This window comes from Roseomonas sp. F4 (assembly GCF_053891155.1).
Genome location: NZ_JBSSHK010000005.1, coordinates 214249 through 232749 on the forward strand (window position 1 = coordinate 214249; position 18501 = coordinate 232749).

Here is an 18501-nt window from a genome sequence, read left to right on the forward strand (position 1 = left end):
CATGGCGCCATCCCTGACCTCAATTGCGAATCATTCGCAATTGAGGTCAGTCGCAATCGCAGCCGGGCGCCTCGGTGGTCATGCCCTGCACCACATGATGGTCGATCCACTCCGCCACCAGCCGCCGCGCCTCGGTGACGGAGGATTCGGGGTGATGGATGCGGTACAGGGTCGTGCAGGCGGTGAAGGCCGCCAGGTCGGCATTGCCGCCATCGCGCAACTCGCGATAGGCGGTGACGACGGCGCGTTCGCAGCGGCGACCGATGTGACTGAATTCGCGGCCCATGGGCACTCCCGTCTTCCCGCTGGGCGGGGATGCGATGTGATGCGCAACTAAGATGCGAAGCTACGATGCGATGCAGTTGCGAATAATTCTCAACTGCTATGAAAGTTATACGACGAGGCGGCGCCGATATTCAAGTGACGCGCTGCATCATTCGTAGGGGCGGCTTCGATCAGCCGCCCCTCCCTGGCCCGCCGCGTCGTGAGTCAGCCCTTGGAAACGGCCTCCGCCAGCGCCTTGCCGACATCGACCGTGCCGGCATTGCCCCCCATGTCACGGGTGCGCGGGCCGCCTTCCGCCAGCAGCGTCTCGATCGCCTTGACGATGGAGTCGGCGGCCGCCTTCTCACCGAGATGTTCCAGCATCATCGCGCCGGACCAGATCTGGCCGATCGGGTTGCAGATCCACTTGCCGGCGATGTCCGGCGCGCTGCCATGCACCGGCTCGAACATGCTCGGGAATTTCTTCTCCGGGTTGATATTGGCCGAGGGCGCGATGCCGATGGACCCCGCCACGGCCGGGCCGAGATCGGACAGGATGTCGCCGAACAGATTGGAGCCGACCACCACGTCGAACCAGTCCGGATGCTGCACGAAATGGGCGCAGAGGATGTCGATATGGAACTGGTCCGTGGTCACGCCCGGATAGTTCTTCGCCATCTCGGCGAATCGCTCGTCCCAGTACGGCATGGTGAAGGTGATGCCATTGGACTTGGTGGCGCTGGTCAGCTTCCGGCGCGGCCGGGTCATCGCCAGCTCGAAGGCGTATTTCAGCACGCGATCGACGCCGACGCGGGTGAAGACGCTGTCCTGGGTGACGAATTCACGCTCCGTGCCCGGGAACATCTTGCCGCCGGTGGAGGAATACTCGCCCTCCGTATTCTCGCGCACCACGTAGAAGTCGATATCGGCGGGGGTGCGGTCGGCCAGCGGGGTGCGGGCGCCGGGCATCAGCTTGCAGGGGCGCAGGCTGATATACTGGTCGAAGCCCCGCCGGATCGGGATCAGCAGGCCCCAGAGGGAGATATGGTCCGGCACGCCGGGCCAGCCCACGGCGCCGAGGAAGACGCTGTCCGACTTCGCGAGCTGGTCGAGGCCATCCTCCGGCATCATCTTGCCGGTCTGGGCATAGGTCTCGCAGGACCAGTCGAAATGGCTGAGTTCCAGGTCGAAGCCGAAGCGCCGCGCCGCCGCATCCAGCACCCGCAGCCCCTCCGGCACCGTCTCCTTGCCGATGCCATCGCCGGGCAGCACGGCGATTCGATGGGTCTTGCGGGTCATGGCGTTGTCTCCGACGGTTCCGGCGCGAAACTGCCGCCATGGAGGGCCGTCGGCAAGCCCGGCACAGCAAAACGCCCGCACACGCAAAGGCATGCAGGACAGCGTCAAAGGAAAGGGGGGAGAGCGCTGGATGGTGGGCGCGACAGGGATTGAACCTGTGACCCCCGCCGTGTCAAGGCGATGCTCTACCGCTGAGCTACGCGCCCATCCAGCGAGGCGGTGCAATAGCCAAGCCGGAGGCCTAGCGCAACCCCGCCCGATGCGGGCCGGAATCGAGCGGGGATGACAATGCGCCCCGCCCTGTGGCTTGATCGCGCCACCGATGGATATGCCACTTCCCGCCACGACCTTGCCGCCTGACCCACCGCCTTTTCAGGTGGCGCGTCCGTCACGGCAGAGCGTGCCGCTGGTGTTCTGCTCGCCGCATTCCGGCAGCCATTACAGCGCCGCCTTCCTGGCCGATTCCCGGCTGGACCCGCGCGCCCTGCGACGCAGCGAGGACTGCTTCGTCGATGAGTTGTTCGCCGCCGCCCCCACCTACGGGGCACCGCTGCTGACGGCCACCTTCCCCCGGGTCTTCTGCGACGCGAATCGCGAGCCGTGGGAGCTGGATCCCGGCATGTTCGATGGCCCCCTGCCCGCCTGGGTGAACAGCGCCAGCCCGCGCGTCGGTGCCGGCCTCGGCACCATTGCCCGCGTGGTGGCGAGCGGCGAGCCGGTCTATCGCCACAAGCTGGCCTTCACCGAGGCAGAGGCGCGGGTGCGGCAGTACTGGCAGCCCTATCACACCGCTCTGGCCGAGTTGATCGCCGAGACCCGCGCCGCCTTCGGCTTCTGCCTGCTGATCGACTGCCATTCCATGCCGGCGCATCCGGCGCATGGCAGCAATCCCTCCGACTTCGTGCTGGGCGACGCGCATGGCACCGCCTGCGCCCCGCGCGCGACCCGCCTGGTGGAGGAAACGCTGGGCGGCCTCGGCTACCGGGTGCGGCGCAACGACCCCTATGCCGGTGGCTATATCACCCGCCACTACGGCAGGCCGCGGGAGGGGGTGCATGCGCTGCAGATCGAGATCGCGCGCAGCCTGTATATGAATGAGGCGAGGCTGGAACGGGCGCCGGGCATGCAGGCCCTGACGCGGGACATCAGCCGGCTGATCGGCGTGCTGGCCAAGGCGGATTGGACCGCGCTTCGCTGAGCGGCACGGTCTTCACGTCGCGTATACGATAAGCCTTGACTCGCCCCCGCCGCATCCGGAATCCTGCGCCTCGGACCCTGGACGAAAAAAAAGGCGGAGCCTTGCGGCTCCGCCGAGTTTAGGGAGGAAACGTCCAAGAAAGACAGACAACCCGGCAACGCCGTGTTGCTGCGATGCACAATCTAGTCGGAAGCCCCGGGTCTCGCAAGGGGTTTTTTGCAGTGCAGCATTAGCGGAATGTTGCAATGCAGATATGCGCCGATGACATACCCATGACGCCGGCCCCGCGCCGGGCCGCGGGGGTCAGCCCTCCGCGAATTCGGCGCGGATAGCGGCGCTATGGGCGCCGAGCGCGGGCACGGGGCCGTAGGCCCGCGCCACGCCCGCCAGGCGCGCCGCCGGGGCTGCCACCGGCACGGCACCACCCGGCGTGTCCACCACCAGGCGGCGCAACGCGGGATGCGTCGCGAGTTCGGCCACGCCATTGACGAAGCCATAGGCGATGCCGGCCGCGTTCAGCCGTGCGGCGGCAGCGGCCCGCGTCATGCCGGCGAATGTCTCCGCCACGCGCGCATCCACCGCCGGGCGGTTCGCCACCCTTTCGGTGTTGCTGCGCCAGCCGGGGGTCGCGGGCAGCCCCGGCGCATCCAGGAAGCCGGTGCAGAGCGCGGCCCATTCGCGTTCATTCTGGATCGAGATCAGCACCAGCGCGCCGTCCGCCGTGGCGAAGGCGCCGTAGGGGCAGATGGAGGGATGGGCGAGCCCGACACGCTCCGGCGCCCGGCCCGTGCCTTCGAAATACAGCAGCGGCACGTTCATCCAATCCGCGATGCCGTCGAACAGTGACACGGCGATGCCGCTGCCCTGGCCGGTGATGCCGCGGGCGATCAGCGCCTCCAGCACCGCCGCATGGGCGTTCATGCCGCAGGCGATGTCGGCGACCGAGACACCCACCCTGCCCGGCCCCGCCGGATGGCCGGTGACGGCCGCCAGCCCCGATTCCGCCTGCACCAGAAGGTCATAGGCCTTCATCGCCGCGTAATCGCCTTCCTCCCCATAGCCGGAGATATCGACGGTGATCAGGCGCGGATGCCTTTGGCGAAGCTCCGCGCTGCCGAAGCCGGCGCGGGCCATGGCGCCGGGGGCGAGATTCTGGATGAAGACATCGGCCTTCGCGAGCAGCCGGGCCAGCAGTGCCTTGTCGCACGGCTGCTTGATATCCAGCACCAGGGATTCCTTGCCCCGGTTGAGCCAGACGAAATAGCTGGACTGGCCGGCGGCCGCCTTGTCGTAGCCACGGGCGAAGTCGCCCTCCGCACGCTCGATCTTGATGACCCGGGCGCCGGCATCGGCGAGTTTCACGGAACAGGTCGGCGCGGCGACGGCCTGTTCCATGGCGACGACCAGAAGGCCCTCAAGCGGTCTGGCCTGCGTCATGCGTTCCCCCTCTGTCAGGGGCGGATCATGGCATTCGCGGGCGGGCGCGTTAAGCGCGGCGGATCAAGCATCCACCTTGATGAAGACGCAGACCGTCCAGACGCCCTGGCTGTCGGCGGAGGCGACGTCCGCGAACACCTGGCCCCAGCTGAAGATCTTGCCGGCATGCTGGTACATCCAGTGCCGCAGCCCGTCATGCGGCAGTGGCAGGGTGGCGCCGCCCGCATAGAGGCCGCGCGTGACGCCGACGATTCCGTTACCCGCGGGCGGCGAATTGGCCATCATCTGCGAGATGGTCGCCTTCGCGCCCCACATGCGTTCGATATAGTCCTTGACCGCGAGCGGCGGCATGGCGATTCCGAAGCCGCTATCGGCCATGATCGTGGCCTCGCTCATGCCGACCGAGCCGTTGATCTTCGTGATATAGGCGTCGATGTCGAAGGTGGCGAAGGTGCCGCCGAAGCTCTGGGTGAAGCGGGTGATGTCACCGAGCAGCTGACTATTCTCGGCCTTCAGCAGCATCAGATAGGTCTTGATTTCGGCGAGCACATTGAAGGCGCGGTTGGCGTTGTTGAGCTCCGGCCGTCTGCCCTTGTTCTGGGCGAACATGGCGTAGAAGGTGCTCGTGAAACCGCAGACACCCCAACCCTGGTTGATGGTGCCCATCTTGTTCATGGGTCTGGACATACGCCGCGCCTCGCCCCCTGGTTGTGGGGCGGGACGCTAACTCGCGGCGGAACCGGTTTCAACAACGAGACGAGTGACCGGGCTCAGTAGCTCCGCGGCATCCCCAGAACGTGTTCGCCGATGTAGGACAAAATCAGGTTCGTGCTGATCGGCGCCACCTGGTAGAGCCGCGTCTCGCGGAACTTGCGCTCGATGTCGTATTCCTCGGCGAAGCCGAAGCCGCCATGGGTGTTGATGCAGGCCTCGCCGGCGGCCCAGCTCGCCTCGGCGGCCAGCATCTTGCCCATATTCGCCTCCTCGCCGCAGTTCTCACCGCGCTCGAACTTGGCGAGGCCCTTCTGCACGATGGCCTCCGCCGCGCGCATCTGGGCATAGGCCTTGGCGATGGGGAATTGCACGCCCTGGTTCTGGCCGATCGGGCGGCCGAACAGCACGCGTTCCTTGGCATAGGCGGCGGAGCGTGCGGTGAACCACTTGGCATCGCCGATGCATTCGGCGGCGATCAGCAGCCGCTCGGCATTCATCCCGTCCAGAATGTAGCGAAAGCCCTTGCCCTCGACGCCCAGCAGGTTCTCCGCGGGCACCTCCATATTGTCGAAGAAGACCTCGCAGGAATTGTGGTTCATCATCGTGCGGATCGGGCGGATGGTGAGGCCCTTGGCGGTTCGCATGTCGACGATGAAGGTGGACAGGCCATCGGTCTTCTTCGCCACCTGGTCACGCGGCGTGGTGCGGGCCAGCAAAAGCATCAGGTCGGAATGCTCCGCCCGGCTGGTCCAGATCTTCTGGCCATTGATGATGTAGCGGTCGCCTTCGCGACGGGCCGTGGTGCGAAGCGCGGTGGTGTCGGTGCCGCTGGTGGGCTCCGTCACGCCGAAGGCCTGCAGGCGCAGCTTGCCCTCCGCGATGCCCGGCAGGTACTGCGCCTTCTGCGCCGGGCTGCCGTGCCGCAGGATGGTGCCCATGATGTACATCTGCGCATGGCAGGCGGCGCCGTTGCAGCCGCTGGCCTGGATCTCCTCCAGGATCGCCGCGGCGCCCGAAAGCGGCAGGCCGGCACCGCCGAATTCCTCGGGGATCAGGGCGGCCAGGTAGCCGCTCTCGGTGAGGGCGTTGACGAATTCCGTGGGGTAGCCGCGCCGCGCATCCAGCTCCCGCCAATACTCGCCGGGGAAACGCGCGCAGAGTTTCCGGACTTCCTCCCGGATCTCGGCATGCGGATCGGCGGTGGTCTGGTGCATGTCCATCGGATGTCTCCCCGGTCTGCCCCGGGATTACGGTGCGAACCGCCGCGAGTCTACCGCAGCATCGGCACCAGACTGGCCACCAGCAGCAGCGCCATGGCGATGTTGAAGGCGCGCAGATGGGCAGGCTTGCGCAACAGGCGGCCAGTACCCACGCCGATACCGGCCCAGACCAGCAGGCAGGGCAAGGTGATGCTCAGGAAGACCAGCGAAATCGCCACCACCTGCGGCAGCATCGGCTCCCCCGGCCGGGTGAAGGCCGGCACCACGGCGGCGGCGATCATCCAGGCCTTGGGGTTCACCCATTGGAACAGCGCCCCGCCGACAAAGCCCAGCGGCGGCTTCACCGGCCCGGTGGCCGCGCTGGGCGGAGGCGCCGTGGCGATCTTCCAGGCCAGCCAGAGCAGCCAGAGCGCACCCGCCCAGCGCAGCACCTCATGCAAGGTGCGGCTGGCCAGCAGCGGCCCGGCGAGGCCGAGCCCCACCAGCAGGATCATGCCACCGAAGCCGAAGGTGATGCCCAGCATATGCGGCCACACCCGCCGCAGCCCATGCGCGGCGGCGGAGGCGGCAACCATCAGCACATTCGGCCCCGGCGTGACCGAGGAGGCGATGGCGAAACCGAAGAGGGGCAACCAATCCATGCGCTTATCGTGACAGTGATACTGACCTTGTGAAAGCTCAGTTGGCGGAGAGCGCCATGCGGGCGACGATGGTCTGCACCACCAGCCCATCATGCCCCAGCTCCACCGTCGCGGTCAGCAACTGGCTGTCGCCCCAGCGGGCGCGGTAGCGGCAGGATTCGGCGATGCCATCCTGCCGCACCGGCAGGCATTCGAAGCCGTAGGTCTGCAACTGCGCCAGCAAGGGGCCCAGATTGCTGCCCGGCGGATGCGCCGCCAGCAGATCGCTGGCCAGGCGTTCCGCCCCGACCCTGGGGCCAGCCTTCACATAGGCCTCCATGCCCGGACGGGTGGTGAAGCCGCCACTGAAGATCTGCGTGCCGAGCGCCAACGCGCCCAGGATCAGCGCCGCCGCGATCAGCGCATTGCGCGCCGTTCGGGGCTTCGGATCGGGTGCGTTGGCAGTCTGCGGGATGACATCATTGGCGGGCGCCGGCGCCGGCTGGTACCAGGCGCGCGGCCGCGGGGGGAGTTCCGGCGGAACGGGTTCAAGCGCGATGGCGCGTCACCAGCCGGCCCGGCTTTTCCCCGGTGGCCCCACCCTGCTCGCCATAGCCGGCCCGGAAGGTGGGCCGGCCATTGGCCCAGACCTCCTCGATGCCGAGGCTCGGCAGGGTCGGCGTTTCGAAGGTCGCCGCATCGATCACCGTCGCCGGGTCGAACAGGCAGAGATCGGCATAGGCGCCTTCCACCAGCACGCCGCGATCGACGATGCCATAGGCCTCCGCGCAGCGGCCGGTCATCTTGTGGACGGCCGTCTCCAGCGAGAACAGGCCGACATCCCGGACATAATGCCCCAGCACCCTCGGGAAGGTGCCCCAGAGGCGGGGATGCGGGTGGGCGTCGTGCGGGATGCCGTCGCTGCCGATCATCGACAGCGGATGCGCCATGATGCGGCGCACATCCTCCTCATCCATCTGGAAGCTGATCTGGCCGGCCGGCGTCAGGCGCTCCGCGGCCGCCTTGAGGTCGCTGTTCCAGCCGCGGGCGATTTCATGCAGGTACTTGCCCGCCATTTCCGGATGCGGGACGGACCAGGTGATCATCACCTTCACATCGTCGCGCAGCCGGTCCGGCATCAGCACGGTGGAGCCGGCGGGATAGGGGTAGACGTCGTAGGCCACCTCCTGCGTCCGGGCATATTCGGCGATCAGCGGCAGGGTCTGGGTGGAGCGGCCGAAATTTTCGGGCAGCGAGCATTTGTGGTGGCTGATCTGCACCCCCACACCGGCCTTCTTGCCGATCTTCATCGTCTCCTCGATCGAGGCCAGCACCTTGTCGGCCTCGTCGCGCATATGGGTGGAGTAGAGGCCGCCCGTGGTGCGCAGCGCCTCCGCCACCGCGATGACCTCCTCCGTCGTCGCGTGCTTGTTGGGGTCGTAGTACAGGCCGGTGGAGAAGCCGGAGGCGCCTTCCGCCAGCGCCTGCTTCAGGCGCTGGTGCATGTAGTGGATTTCGCGGTCATTGGCGGGGCGAGACACGTCGCCATCCATCGCCTCCACCCGCATGGTCTGGTGGCCGGCCAGGGCGTAGGTGTTGACCTCCGACCCCTGCTTGCGCAGCGCTTCCGCATAGTCGCCGAAATCGCCAAAGCGCCACCAGCCCTCCGCCCCGATCAGGTCGAGCGGCGGCGGCGGGGTGCGCTTGAACCGCGCAGGCGAGAGCGAGACGCCGCAGCAGCCCACCACCACGGTGGTGACGCCCTGGCTGGTCTTGCAGGTCGTGCATTGCGGGCCGCAGAGCACCGCGCGGTCGTCATGGGTGTGCGCGTCGATGAAGCCGGGGGCGAGCGCCTTGCCGGTGGCGATCACCTCCCGATCCCCGGTCGCGCCGCCCAGATCGCCGATGGCCGCGATGCGGTCACCCTTCACGCCGAGATCGCCAATGCGGCGGGGCGCGCCGGTGCCGTCGAACAGGGTGGCGTCACGGATGATGAGGTCGCAGCGGAGCGCCATTCTTGGGGTCCCTCGGGTCAGGCAAGGGCGATCATGCCAAGTGCCGTGGCTTTCCGATAGGGAGCCAGCGCCCCCGCGGCGCGTTGAGGGAGAATGACCCAGGATAAAACCGAGCTTCCCACCGGCGCCGCCGAGCGCATGAACAGCGCCGACCCTGCCAGCAAGACCACGCAGGCAAAGGTCCAGCAGGGTGGCACCACCCGGAATCCGGATGCGAAAGTGCCGTCCGACCTGTATCCGGACCCGCCGGGGGTGACGGATCAGACGAAGGGCGGGCCGGATGACTGAGCGGTCAGCGGCGCGCCGGCAGGATTTCTGAGCCGAGCATCAGCGGCCCACGTTCCGTCCCGAGGGGACCGGGCTCCCATCGCTGCAGCTGATCTGGGCGGCGGGCCAGGCTGTTGTCAGCCGGCGCGCCACAGCCCGCCACCAGCAAGCAAGCCAGAAGGCAGAGTCGAAACATCCTGCGCATCCCGTCTCCGTCGCCAGCGGAGCCTAGCACAGGGAGATGATTCTAGCTGCTGGTGAAGGCCGGCAAAATCTCCTCCGTCAGCAGCGCGTGGCGGGTCTGCACTTGGCCGCGCACCCGTGGCACATCCGGGTCGGAGGTCATGACCACGGTCAGGCCGAGCCCCGGCAGCAGATAGACCATCTGCCCGCCATAGCCCCAGGCGTAGAAGATCGGCTGGCCCCGCGCCTCTGCGATCCACCAGCCCAGGCCGTACATCTGCCCCGACCAGGCCGATTGCCCCCGTGGCTGCCAGGATTGGCGCAGGAAGGCCTCCGGGATCACCTGCCGCCCCACATGCCGCCCGCCATTGCGGCAGCATTCGCCGAAGGCCAGCAGCGCCCGGGGCGAGAGCGCCATCTCATTGCCGCCGAAATGCAGCCCCTGCGGGTCCCGCGTCCAGTCCGGCACCGGGTGACCGAGGGGACGGAACAGCCAATCCGTCGCCAGGTCGCGGATGCTGCGGCCGCTGGCGCGGGCCAGTACGGCGGCCAGGATATGGGAGGTGCCGGTGGAATAGAGCATACGCCCGCCCGGCTCATCCACCATCGGCCGGGATAGCGCGAAGGCCACCCAGTCCCGGCTGCTTACCCAGCGGCCGTAATTGGCGCCGGAGGTCGGCTCCAGCCCCGCCTGCATCGACAAAAGATGGCTCAGCGTGATGTCGCGTACCGCCGGGTCCGCGTCGCGCGGGATACGGCTGCCGAGGATCGGCGCCACCGGCTGGTCCAGGCCGCGCAGCACGCCGCGATCGATGGCGATGCCGGCGAGCATAGCCAGAATGGTCTTGGAGGCGGATTTGACATTGGTCGGCCGGTCCAGCGCCGACCCGCGAAACACCCGCTCCGCCACGGCCGTGCCGTTCTGCGCCACGATCAGGCTACGCAGGCCGGGGGTTTCGGCCGCACGATCGAGCCCGGCGGCAAGACGCCCTGCCGGAGGACGAGGCTGGGCCCGCAGCGCCGGGGCCGCCAGCACCAATAGGCCGCCGGCAAGCGCGGCGCGTCGGGTTGTTGCGTTCATCCCTGGAAATTAGGGACGGCCTCCGCCAGCCCAAGGGCGCGGGAGGCCGCGGTTACACCTTGAAAAGACTACAGAACCGAAACGGGTTCAGGCGCCGTACAGCGCCTTCGCCTGCGCCGGGCTGACCAGCCCATCCGCCACGTCGCGTTCCACCGCCGCGCGGTCGCGCTGCTTCGGGTCGCCCATGCCGCCGCCGCCGGGCAGGTTCAGCAACAGGCGCTTGCCCTTCGGGACCACCTGGAAACCCTTGGTGCGGATGGTGGTGCCGTCCGTATGGCCGACCCAGCCGGCCGCGCCGTCGCCACCGCCATCACGGCCCTTCGGCGCATTGGCCACGCGGTCGAAGATGGCGTTCACGGCGAATTCGGCTTCGCCCTTGGTGCCGATCTCCATGACCTTGCCGAAGCCGCCGCGGGTGCGGCCGGCACCGGCGGAGTCTTCGCGGAGCTGGTTCTGCCAGAAGATCACCGGCGCGACATTCTCGGTCGCCTCCACCGGCATGGTCCGCACGCCGGAGGGGAAGGCGGTGCCGTCCATGCCGTCCTTGGTTAGGCGGGCGCCGGTACCGCCGGAATTGAAGGTGATGATCTCGAAATCCGGCAGCTCCGCCGCCGCGCCCGAAACCTGCGCGCCGCCGCGCAACGGCGGGTTCCAGAGGCAAGAGGAGCCTTCCGCCGTCACCCGATCCGGCACCGCTTGGTGCAGGCAGCCCATCATCAGGTCCGGCAGCAACTGACCCACCACATGGCGCACGCTGACCGGATAGGGGCGTGGTGCGTTGAGGATACAGCCTTCCGGAATCTCCATCCGGAAGGGCGCGAGCGAGGCCCAGTTGTTCGGGATTTCGGGCGCCACCACCACCTTGATGCCAAAGCAGGAATAGGCGCGGCAATAGGCGGCGGGCACGTTGATGCCGCGCCCGGACAGGCCCGAGGTGCCGGCATAATCCACCACGATCTCATCGGCCTTGACCGTCATCGCCGCCTTCAGCGTGACCGGCGCCTCATAGCCATCGGAGGTGATCTGGCCGTGATAGGTGCCCTGCGGCAGCTTGGCGATTTCTTCGAGAGTCGCCTTCAGGGACGATTCAAAGATGTAGTCCGCAAGCGGATCGAGGCTGTCCATGCCAAATTCGAGCAACATCTCGATCAGCCGCTTGGCGCCAGCATCGTTGCAGGCGCAGAGGGAGTAGATATCGCCCTCCAGCTCCACTGGGGTGCGGGTACCGACGCGGACGAAGTCGAACAGCGTCTCATTCGGCTTGCCCTGGTCGAAGCATTTGACGATCGGGATATACAGCCCCTCCTCAAAGACGCTGCGCCCTTCCGGGCCCATGCCGAGGCCGCCGACATCGATGACATGCGCGGTATTGGCGAACAGGCCGACGATCTTGCCACGCAGGAAGGCGGGCGTGACGACGGTGAGGTCGTGCAGATGGCCTGTGCCGAGCCAGGGGTCGTTGGTGATGTAGTGGTCGCCCGGCTTCATCGTCTCGGCCGGGAATTTTGCCAGGAAATGGCCGACCGATTCCATCATGGAATTCACATGGCCCGGCGTGCCGGTGACGGCCTGCGCCAGCATGCGGCCCTGCAGGTCGAAGACGCCGGCCGAAAGGTCACCGGCTTCCCGCACCGTGGTGGAAAAGGCGGTGCGGATCATGATCTGCGCCTGCTCCTCCACCACCGCGATCAGGCGGTTCCACTGGATCTGCTGCTGGATCTTTGTCAGTGCGTCCGACATCACGCAGCCTCCCCACGGGTGAGTTCGAGATAGCCGAGGCCATCGACGCGGCAGCGCCAGCCCGGCCCTACCAGCGTGCTGGTCTCGGCTTCGGAGACGATGCACGGTCCGGGCACCGTGGCGCCAGGCGGCATTTCGGCGCGGTCATAGACCTGCCAGGGCGCCACCTGCCCCGTCGCCGTGTCGCGCACCTGCTGCGCGCGGATCGGCGCGGGGGCGGGCGCATCGGCGACGGGTGCCACCGGCTCCACCGCATCGGCCACCGTCGCGACGGTGACGGCGAAGGAGAGAATCTCCACATCGCTGCCCGGCACGGGCCGGTCATAGAAGCGCGTATATTCGGCGTCATAGGCGGCGCGAATGGCCGCCACGTCCTGCACGGTCAGCGGCCGCGCGGGCAGCGCCACGTTGATCTCATGCCCCTGGCCGACATAGCGCATGAAGGCGATGCGATGCTCCTCGGTCGGCGCACCAAAAGACCCTTCGGCCACCACGCGGGACGCCTCGGCCGACATCTCCGCCAACAGCGCATTCACCGCGCTCACGTCAAACGTCCGAAAGCGCTGATACAGAGACTTCACCACTTCGTAGCCGACCGGCGCGCGCAGGAAGCCGATGGCGGAGCCGACGCCGGCGCCGCTTGGCACCAGCACGCGGTCCACGCCGATCTTCTCCGCCACGCGATAGCCATGCACCGGCCCGCCGCCGCCGAAGGCGATGATGCCGCGCCCGTCATAGCCCTTGCCGCTTTCGATGGCATGGACACGCGCCGCATTGGCCATGTTCTCATCCACCATCTCGACCACGCCGAGCCCCGCCATTTCCGGCGCCAGCCCGAGCCCGCGACCCACATGCGCATCCAGCGCATCCAACGCCGGCTGCACATGCAGCTTCAGCGCGCCACCGGCGAACAGATCCGGCTCATACCGGCCGAGCGAGAGATTGGCATCCGTCACCGCCGGCTTGTCGCCACCGCGGCCATAGCAGGCCGGCCCCGGATCGGCGCCGGCGCTTTCCGGCCCCACCTGGATGCGGCCCAGCGCGTCGAGATGCGCGATGGAGCCACCGCCCGCGCCGATCTCCACCATCTCGATCACCGGAATCCGCAGTGGCAGGCCCGACCCCTTCTTGAAGCGGCCGACGCGGGCCACTTCGAAGGTGCGGGACGCCTGCGGCGCGAAATCGTCGATCAGGCACACCTTCGCCGTGGTGCCACCCATGTCGAAGGACAGCACCTGCGACCAGCCGCGCTGCTTGGCCACATGGGCCGAAAAGATCGCGCCGCCGGCCGGGCCGGATTCCACCAGCCGGATCGGGAAGCGCGCGGCGGTGTCCAGCGTGGTGAGGCCGCCGCCCGACAGCATCATGAACAGCGGGCAGGTGAAGCCGCCTTCCTTCAGCCCCGTCTCCAACCGCCGCAGATAGCTCGCCATCAGCGGCTGCACATAGGCATTGGCGGCGGTGGTCGAAAAACGCTCCCATTCCCGCATCTCGGGCGAGACTTCGGACGACAGCGAAATGGGCAGTTCCGGCCACATCGCCTGCACGATGGCCGCGGCGCGCTTTTCATGCGACGGGTTCACGAAGGCATGCAGGAAGCCGATGGCCAGGCTCTCGATTCCCTCGGCTCGCATCACATCAACCTGGGCGCGCAGCGCGGCCTCATCGAGCTTCAGCAGCACCTTGCCTTCATTGTCCAGCCGCTCCGGCACCGTCAGGCGCCAGCGGCGCGGGATCAGCGGCTGCGGCAGGTCGATGTTGAGGTCGTACTGGTCGTAGCGGGACTCATTGCCCAGCGCGAGCACGTCCCGGAAGCCGTCCGTGGTCAGCAGCGCGGTCTTCGCGCCCTTGCGCTCGATGATCGCATTGGTGGCGAGCGTGGTGCCGTGGATGACCAGCGCGATATCGGCCGGCGTCAGCCCCGCCTTCTCCATCACCAGCTTCACGCCGTTGAGCACGCCGAGCTCCGGCGCATGTGGCGTGGTCAGGACCTTGCCGGTCCAGCGTTCACCGTCGCGCTCGACGGCCACATCGGTGAAGGTGCCGCCGATATCGACAGCCAGGCGCGCGCCAAGGCTCACTGCGAAGCCTCGCTCGCCCAACGCGTCACCACCGCACAGGCCTGTGCAAAATCGTCCATCCGCATCGCTTCCTTCGGATTGTGGCTGCCATTCTGGTTGCGGACGAAGATCATCCCGGCCGGGATGCCCGCCATGGCAAAGGCTGCCGCATCATGGCCGGCGCCGCTCGCCATCGCCAGATGCCTGATGCCCAGCGCATCGGCCGCGCGTGCCAGGCCGGACTGGATCTCCGCATCCATCGGCGCCGCGCGGCTGGTGGTCTCGGCGCCGAGTTCGAAGCGCACGCCGCGGCGCGCCTCGATCTCTGGCACCGCGTCATACAGTGCTTCCATCAGCAGGTCGCAGCTGCGCGGGTTCACGCTGCGCACGTCGAGCTGGAAGCGCGCCTCGCCGGCGATCTTGGTGAAGCCGGCGTCTTCGGTCGTACCCATGACGCAGAAGGTCACGACCAGGGTATGGCCCCGCGCCTCCAGCTCCACCCAGCGGTCATCGACGCGATGCGCCAGCTCGGCGAGCGCGATCGCCGCGTCGCGCCGGTATTTGCGGGGCGTCGCGCCGGAATGGTTGTATTCACCCAGCACGCGCGCCGCGCGCAGGCGCCGGCTGCCGGGAATGCCGGTGACGATGCCAACCGGCACACCCTGCCCTTCCAACACCGGCCCCTGCTCGATATGCAATTCGAGAAAGGCCGCGGTGTCATCGGGCGAAAAGGTCTTGCCGCCGGCCTCGACGAAGCCCGGATCAAAACCCTCGTCCCGCATGTGGTCAGCCAGCGAGCGGCCATTGTCCTGCCGCTTCACTTGCAGTTCTTCCGGCTTCAGCAGCCCGAGCGCGCCGCGCGAGCCAGGGTAGGAGATGGGGAACCAGCTTCCCGCCTCCTCCGCCCGCACCGCCACCACGGTCACGTCACGCCCCGGCACGAAGCCGGCGCGCTTCATGCCGGCCACTGCCGACAGACCGCACAGCACGCCGGCGGCGCCATCGAAATTGCCGCCCTCCGCCACGCTGTCCAGATGGCTGCCGAGCAGCACGCGCTTCGCCGCGCGGTCGCTGCCCGGCAGGGTCATCAGCAGATTCCCCACCGGGTCCGCGCGGCATTCCAGCCCGATCCCCTCCGCCGCCGCCCTCACCATCTCATGCGCGCGGCGCTCGCCAGCGCCATAGGCGTCACGGGTGATGCCGACGCCGTCGAAGGTCGCGGCGCGCAGATCGTCGAACAGTTTTGCGGCGAGTTCGACGTCGGGGGAGAGGTTCGGGATCACGGGCGGGTCCTCCTCAGAGCATGCTGCGAATGTGGATCACAGCATGCTGCGGACGCGGCCGCCATCGACGCGGATCATGCTGCCGGTGATGTAGCCGCCCCGCTCGCTGGCGAGGAAGGCACCCATCGGGCCGAATTCGTCGGGCATGCCGATGCGACGCGCCGGCACCTCCGCCGCCATCTGCGCGATCTCCGCCTCCACCGTGGTGCCGGCCTTGCTGGCGCGGGATTCGGCGTTCTGCGTGATGCGGCCGGTCATGATGCTGCCCGGTGCCAGCACGTTCATCGTCACGCCATCCTGGGCCACCTCGCCCGAGAAGGTCTTCAGCCAGCCCCAGATCGCCGCGCGCAGCGTGTTGGACAGCGCCAGGTTGGGAATCGGGTGCTGCATGCCGGTGCTGCCGACCACGATCACGCGGCCCCAGCCCTGCTTGCGCATCGCCGGCATCAGCCGGTTGCAGATGCGGATGGGGGAGGCGACCATCTGCTCGAACCAGGTGTGCAGCGAGGCATCCGTGATCTCGGAGGCGATGCAGGGCGGCGGGCCGCCATGGTTCAGCACCAGGATATCGACGCCCCCCATCAGGCGCACGGCCTCATCGGCCAGCCGATCCATGTCGGCGCCGCTGGCGACATCCGCCGGCACGCCGAAGGCCTGCGGGGCGCCGGCCGCCTTCAGCTCGCCTGCCACCACATCCAGCTTCGCCTGGTCGCGCCCGCTGACCACCACGGCCGCACCCTCGGCGGCCAGGCTGTCCGCGATCGCGCGGCCGAGGCCCTTGGAGGCCCCCATGACGAGGGCGCGCTTGCCCTTGAGACCCAGATCCATCTTTGCATTCCTTGTCCGGCGGTTGGCGGGAACCTGCTACCACAGGCCCCGGCTGGCAAGCAGGGCGGTCTCTGCTACCCCCAGCCCGGCTGGCAAGCCGGGCGGTCTCTGCTACCAAGATGGGAAACACCGACCGGGAGCCGATCCAACATGCCGAAGCCCATCCTGCTGCTGACCCGCCGCCTGCCCGAGGCGATCGAGGCGCGCGCCGCGCGCGACTATGATGCCCGTCTGAACAGCAGCGATGCGCCTTGGTACCGCGATGGGGCGGAGATCGCCCGGCGCGCGGCGGAGGTCGGCGCCGCCGGTATCCTCTGCGCCGCCGGCGACCCGATGGGCGCGGCCACCATCGCCGCCCTGCCCGACAGCGTGAAGATCGTCGCCACCTTCTCCGTCGGCACCGACCATATCGACATCGCCGCCGCGAAGGCCCGCGGCATCACCGTGGCCAATACGCCGGAAGTCCTCTCCTTCGCCACGGCCGAGACCGCCTTCACCCTGATGCTGATGGCCGCCCGCCGCGCCGGAGAGGGCGAGCGCATGGTCCGTGCCGGCAAATGGGACGGCTGGGCACCGACCCAGCTGATGGGCGTGACGCTGGAGGGCAAGCGCCTCGGCATCGCCGGCTTCGGCCGCATCGGCCGCGAACTCGCCGCCATGGCGCGCGGCTTCCGCATGCAGATCCACTATCGCGACCTTCGTCGGGCCCCGCCCGAGCTGGAGATGGGTGCCACCTTCCATGGCGACGACCGCGAATTCCTGTCCTCCATCGATATCCTGTCGATGCACATGCCGGGCGGCGAGGCGACTCGGAAATGGCTGAATGCGGAGCGGCTGTCCTGGATGCCGAAGGGCGCGCTGGTGATCAACACCGGCCGCGGCGGGTCGGTGGACGATGCCGCGCTGGTCGCGGCGCTGACCTCCGGCCACATCCGCGCGGCCGGCCTCGATGTCTATGACGGGGAGCCGAAAGTGTTCCCCGACTATCTGGGACTGGAGAATGTGGCTCTGCTACCGCATCTGGGTAGCGCCACAATCGAGACGCGCGATGCGATGGGACGCCGCGCGCTGGACAATGTTGACGCCGTTCTGCTGAACGGGATACCCGCAACTGATGCTGTTGGATGAACCAACACAACCGTTCCAACTTGACATTCAACCAGAGGTGGTTTCGATAAGGTGATTGTTGCGTAATTCTTGGAGGAACCTCTCTGGGTCATGAGCCAGGTCGCCCGGATCACCCTGTTCGTCCATGATCGCGCCGGCCGGCTGGAAACCCTGCCCGAGCCGGACTTGCTGCACGCCCTGTTGCAGGAGACCCCGCTCGTCACGCGGCATGACGATGGCAGCCGCACCTTCGTCTTCGACCTGGTGGACCCGGACGAGGTTCGGATCCGGGCCGAGGCCGCGCCGAACTGCACCACGCTCGACACGCTGCGCCTGTGTGGCGCATCTCTGGTGCGGGTCGCGCGCGCGCTCGGCCTGCCGCTGACCGCGGCGCTGGCCGAGTCGGCGGAGCTGGTGGCGGAGGGGGAACTGCGCGCCATGCAGGTGCCCAAGGGCCGGCAGAGCTAGCCCTCCTCTCGACAGCGGCGACAGGGGGCGGCAGTAAGTTCCGAAAGCCGCCGGAGCCCGCCACATGCTGTTCGACCTCGATGCCCTGCCGGCCGCGAGCCGCTACAAGCTGCTGACCTCCACGGTGGTGCCACGCCCCATCGCCTGGGTCGTGACCCAGGACACGGCGGGTGTGATGAACGCGGCGCCCTATTCCTTCTTCAACGTCTTCGGCGCCGACCCGCCGATCGTGGCGCTCGGCATCGGCAACCGGCCGAGCGGCTCGGCCAAGGACACCGGGGCGAATATCGCCGCCACCGGCGAATTCACCGTCTGCCTGGTGCGGGAGGATGCGCTGCCGGCGATGAACATCACCGCCGCCGATTTCCCGAAGGGGGTCGATGAGGTGGCGGCGGCCGGTCTCGCCACCCTGCCCTCCACCAAGGTGCGGCCGCCACGCCTGGCCGCGAGCCCCGTGGCGCTGGAATGCACCCTGTTCAAGACGGTGGAGCTCGGCAGCCATTCGCTGGTGCTCGGCCTGGTGCGGGCCATGCACATCGTCGAATCCGCGGTGATGGACGTCGAGCGCTGCTACATCGACAGCCCGGCACTCGGCCTTGTGGGGCGCATGCACGGCGCCGGCTGGTACACGCGCACCAGCGACCGCCTGGAGATGAAGCGGGTCAGCGCGGCGGAGCTCGCCGCGGCCAAGGCGATGCCGGAGGGCTGAGACGCCGG

General features: G+C 68.1%; 18 protein-coding genes and 1 tRNA gene. 5 read left to right on the forward strand and 14 right to left on the reverse strand.

The window, feature by feature from the left end; genetic code table 11:
* Positions 1-46: 46 nt before the first annotated feature.
* From ACVFYP_RS20765 to ACVFYP_RS20775, 3 genes are all read right to left on the reverse strand, one after another.
* Positions 47-286, reverse strand: a complete 240-nt coding sequence (locus tag ACVFYP_RS20765) for a hypothetical protein (protein WP_216877764.1) — start codon at positions 284-286, stop codon at positions 47-49.
* A gap of 203 nt (positions 287-489) precedes the next feature.
* Positions 490-1563, reverse strand: coding sequence for a tartrate dehydrogenase (locus ACVFYP_RS20770; protein WP_499202126.1), 1074 nt, complete (start codon positions 1561-1563; stop codon positions 490-492).
* Between the two features lie 131 nt (positions 1564-1694).
* Positions 1695-1769: transfer RNA gene (locus ACVFYP_RS20775), tRNA-Val, on the reverse strand.
* 116 nt (positions 1770-1885) lie between these two features.
* Between ACVFYP_RS20775 and ACVFYP_RS20780 the strand changes: the two genes are divergently transcribed.
* Positions 1886-2761: an N-formylglutamate amidohydrolase gene (locus ACVFYP_RS20780; protein ID WP_499202127.1), complete on the forward strand. Its 876-nt coding sequence runs from the start codon at positions 1886-1888 to the stop codon at positions 2759-2761.
* Positions 2762-3064: 303 nt separating this feature from the next.
* Here the strand turns inward: ACVFYP_RS20780 and ACVFYP_RS20785 are convergent, their stop codons facing one another.
* The 6 genes from ACVFYP_RS20785 to ACVFYP_RS20810 all read right to left on the reverse strand — a co-directional run bounded on the left by ACVFYP_RS20785 (position 3065) and on the right by ACVFYP_RS20810 (position 8767).
* Positions 3065-4198: a CaiB/BaiF CoA transferase family protein gene (locus tag ACVFYP_RS20785; protein WP_499202128.1), complete on the reverse strand. Its 1134-nt coding sequence runs from the start codon at positions 4196-4198 to the stop codon at positions 3065-3067.
* Between the two features lie 63 nt (positions 4199-4261).
* On the reverse strand, positions 4262-4864 hold the full coding sequence (locus ACVFYP_RS20790) for a hypothetical protein (protein ID WP_499202129.1): 603 nt from the start codon (positions 4862-4864) through the stop codon (positions 4262-4264).
* Positions 4865-4968: 104 nt separating this feature from the next.
* Positions 4969-6126 carry an acyl-CoA dehydrogenase family protein gene (locus ACVFYP_RS20795; protein WP_499202546.1) on the reverse strand — a complete coding sequence of 386 codons (1158 nt, stop codon included), beginning with the start codon at positions 6124-6126 and terminating at the stop codon, positions 4969-4971.
* Between the two features lie 56 nt (positions 6127-6182).
* Positions 6183-6773 (reverse strand): LysE family translocator, encoded by a 591-nt coding sequence (locus tag ACVFYP_RS20800; protein ID WP_499202130.1) that lies wholly within the window; start codon positions 6771-6773, stop codon positions 6183-6185.
* A 37-nt stretch (positions 6774-6810) separates the two neighbouring features.
* The gene (locus ACVFYP_RS20805) at positions 6811-7143 is read right to left on the reverse strand and encodes a hypothetical protein (protein ID WP_499202131.1); all 333 of its coding nucleotides are present in this window, start codon (positions 7141-7143) and stop codon (positions 6811-6813) included.
* A gap of 157 nt (positions 7144-7300) precedes the next feature.
* Positions 7301-8767, reverse strand: coding sequence for an N-acyl-D-amino-acid deacylase family protein (locus tag ACVFYP_RS20810; protein WP_499202132.1), 1467 nt, complete (start codon positions 8765-8767; stop codon positions 7301-7303).
* Positions 8768-8860: 93 nt separating this feature from the next.
* Between ACVFYP_RS20810 and ACVFYP_RS20815 the strand changes: the two genes are divergently transcribed.
* A complete protein-coding gene (locus ACVFYP_RS20815) occupies positions 8861-9055 on the forward strand; it encodes a hypothetical protein (RefSeq protein ID WP_499202133.1) in 195 nt (64 codons plus the stop codon).
* 226 nt (positions 9056-9281) lie between these two features.
* Here the strand turns inward: ACVFYP_RS20815 and ACVFYP_RS20820 are convergent, their stop codons facing one another.
* From ACVFYP_RS20820 to ACVFYP_RS20840, 5 genes are all read right to left on the reverse strand, one after another.
* Positions 9282-10298, reverse strand: coding sequence for a serine hydrolase domain-containing protein (locus ACVFYP_RS20820; protein WP_499202134.1), 1017 nt, complete (start codon positions 10296-10298; stop codon positions 9282-9284).
* Between the two features lie 87 nt (positions 10299-10385).
* Positions 10386-12038, reverse strand: coding sequence for a hydantoinase B/oxoprolinase family protein (locus ACVFYP_RS20825; RefSeq protein ID WP_499202135.1), 1653 nt, complete (start codon positions 12036-12038; stop codon positions 10386-10388).
* Complete coding sequence (locus tag ACVFYP_RS20830; RefSeq protein ID WP_499202136.1) at positions 12038-14119, reverse strand: hydantoinase/oxoprolinase family protein; 2082 nt, start codon at positions 14117-14119, stop codon at positions 12038-12040. Before ACVFYP_RS20830 ends, ACVFYP_RS20825 begins: the two co-directional genes overlap by 1 nt.
* Complete coding sequence (locus ACVFYP_RS20835; RefSeq protein WP_499202137.1) at positions 14116-15381, reverse strand: Zn-dependent hydrolase; 1266 nt, start codon at positions 15379-15381, stop codon at positions 14116-14118. The genes ACVFYP_RS20830 and ACVFYP_RS20835 overlap by 4 nt, the downstream gene beginning before the upstream one ends.
* A gap of 36 nt (positions 15382-15417) precedes the next feature.
* The gene (locus ACVFYP_RS20840) at positions 15418-16209 is read right to left on the reverse strand and encodes an SDR family oxidoreductase (RefSeq protein ID WP_499202138.1); all 792 of its coding nucleotides are present in this window, start codon (positions 16207-16209) and stop codon (positions 15418-15420) included.
* Positions 16210-16359: 150 nt separating this feature from the next.
* On the opposite strand from ACVFYP_RS20840, the gene ACVFYP_RS20845 reads away from it, so the two are divergent.
* From ACVFYP_RS20845 to ACVFYP_RS20855, 3 genes are all read left to right on the forward strand, one after another.
* The gene (locus ACVFYP_RS20845) at positions 16360-17337 is read left to right on the forward strand and encodes a 2-hydroxyacid dehydrogenase (protein WP_499202139.1); all 978 of its coding nucleotides are present in this window, start codon (positions 16360-16362) and stop codon (positions 17335-17337) included.
* 90 nt (positions 17338-17427) lie between these two features.
* Positions 17428-17784: a hypothetical protein gene (locus ACVFYP_RS20850; RefSeq protein WP_499202140.1), complete on the forward strand. Its 357-nt coding sequence runs from the start codon at positions 17428-17430 to the stop codon at positions 17782-17784.
* Positions 17785-17848: 64 nt separating this feature from the next.
* Positions 17849-18493, forward strand: coding sequence for a flavin reductase family protein (locus ACVFYP_RS20855; protein WP_499202141.1), 645 nt, complete (start codon positions 17849-17851; stop codon positions 18491-18493).
* The last annotated feature ends 8 nt before the right edge of the window (positions 18494-18501 follow it).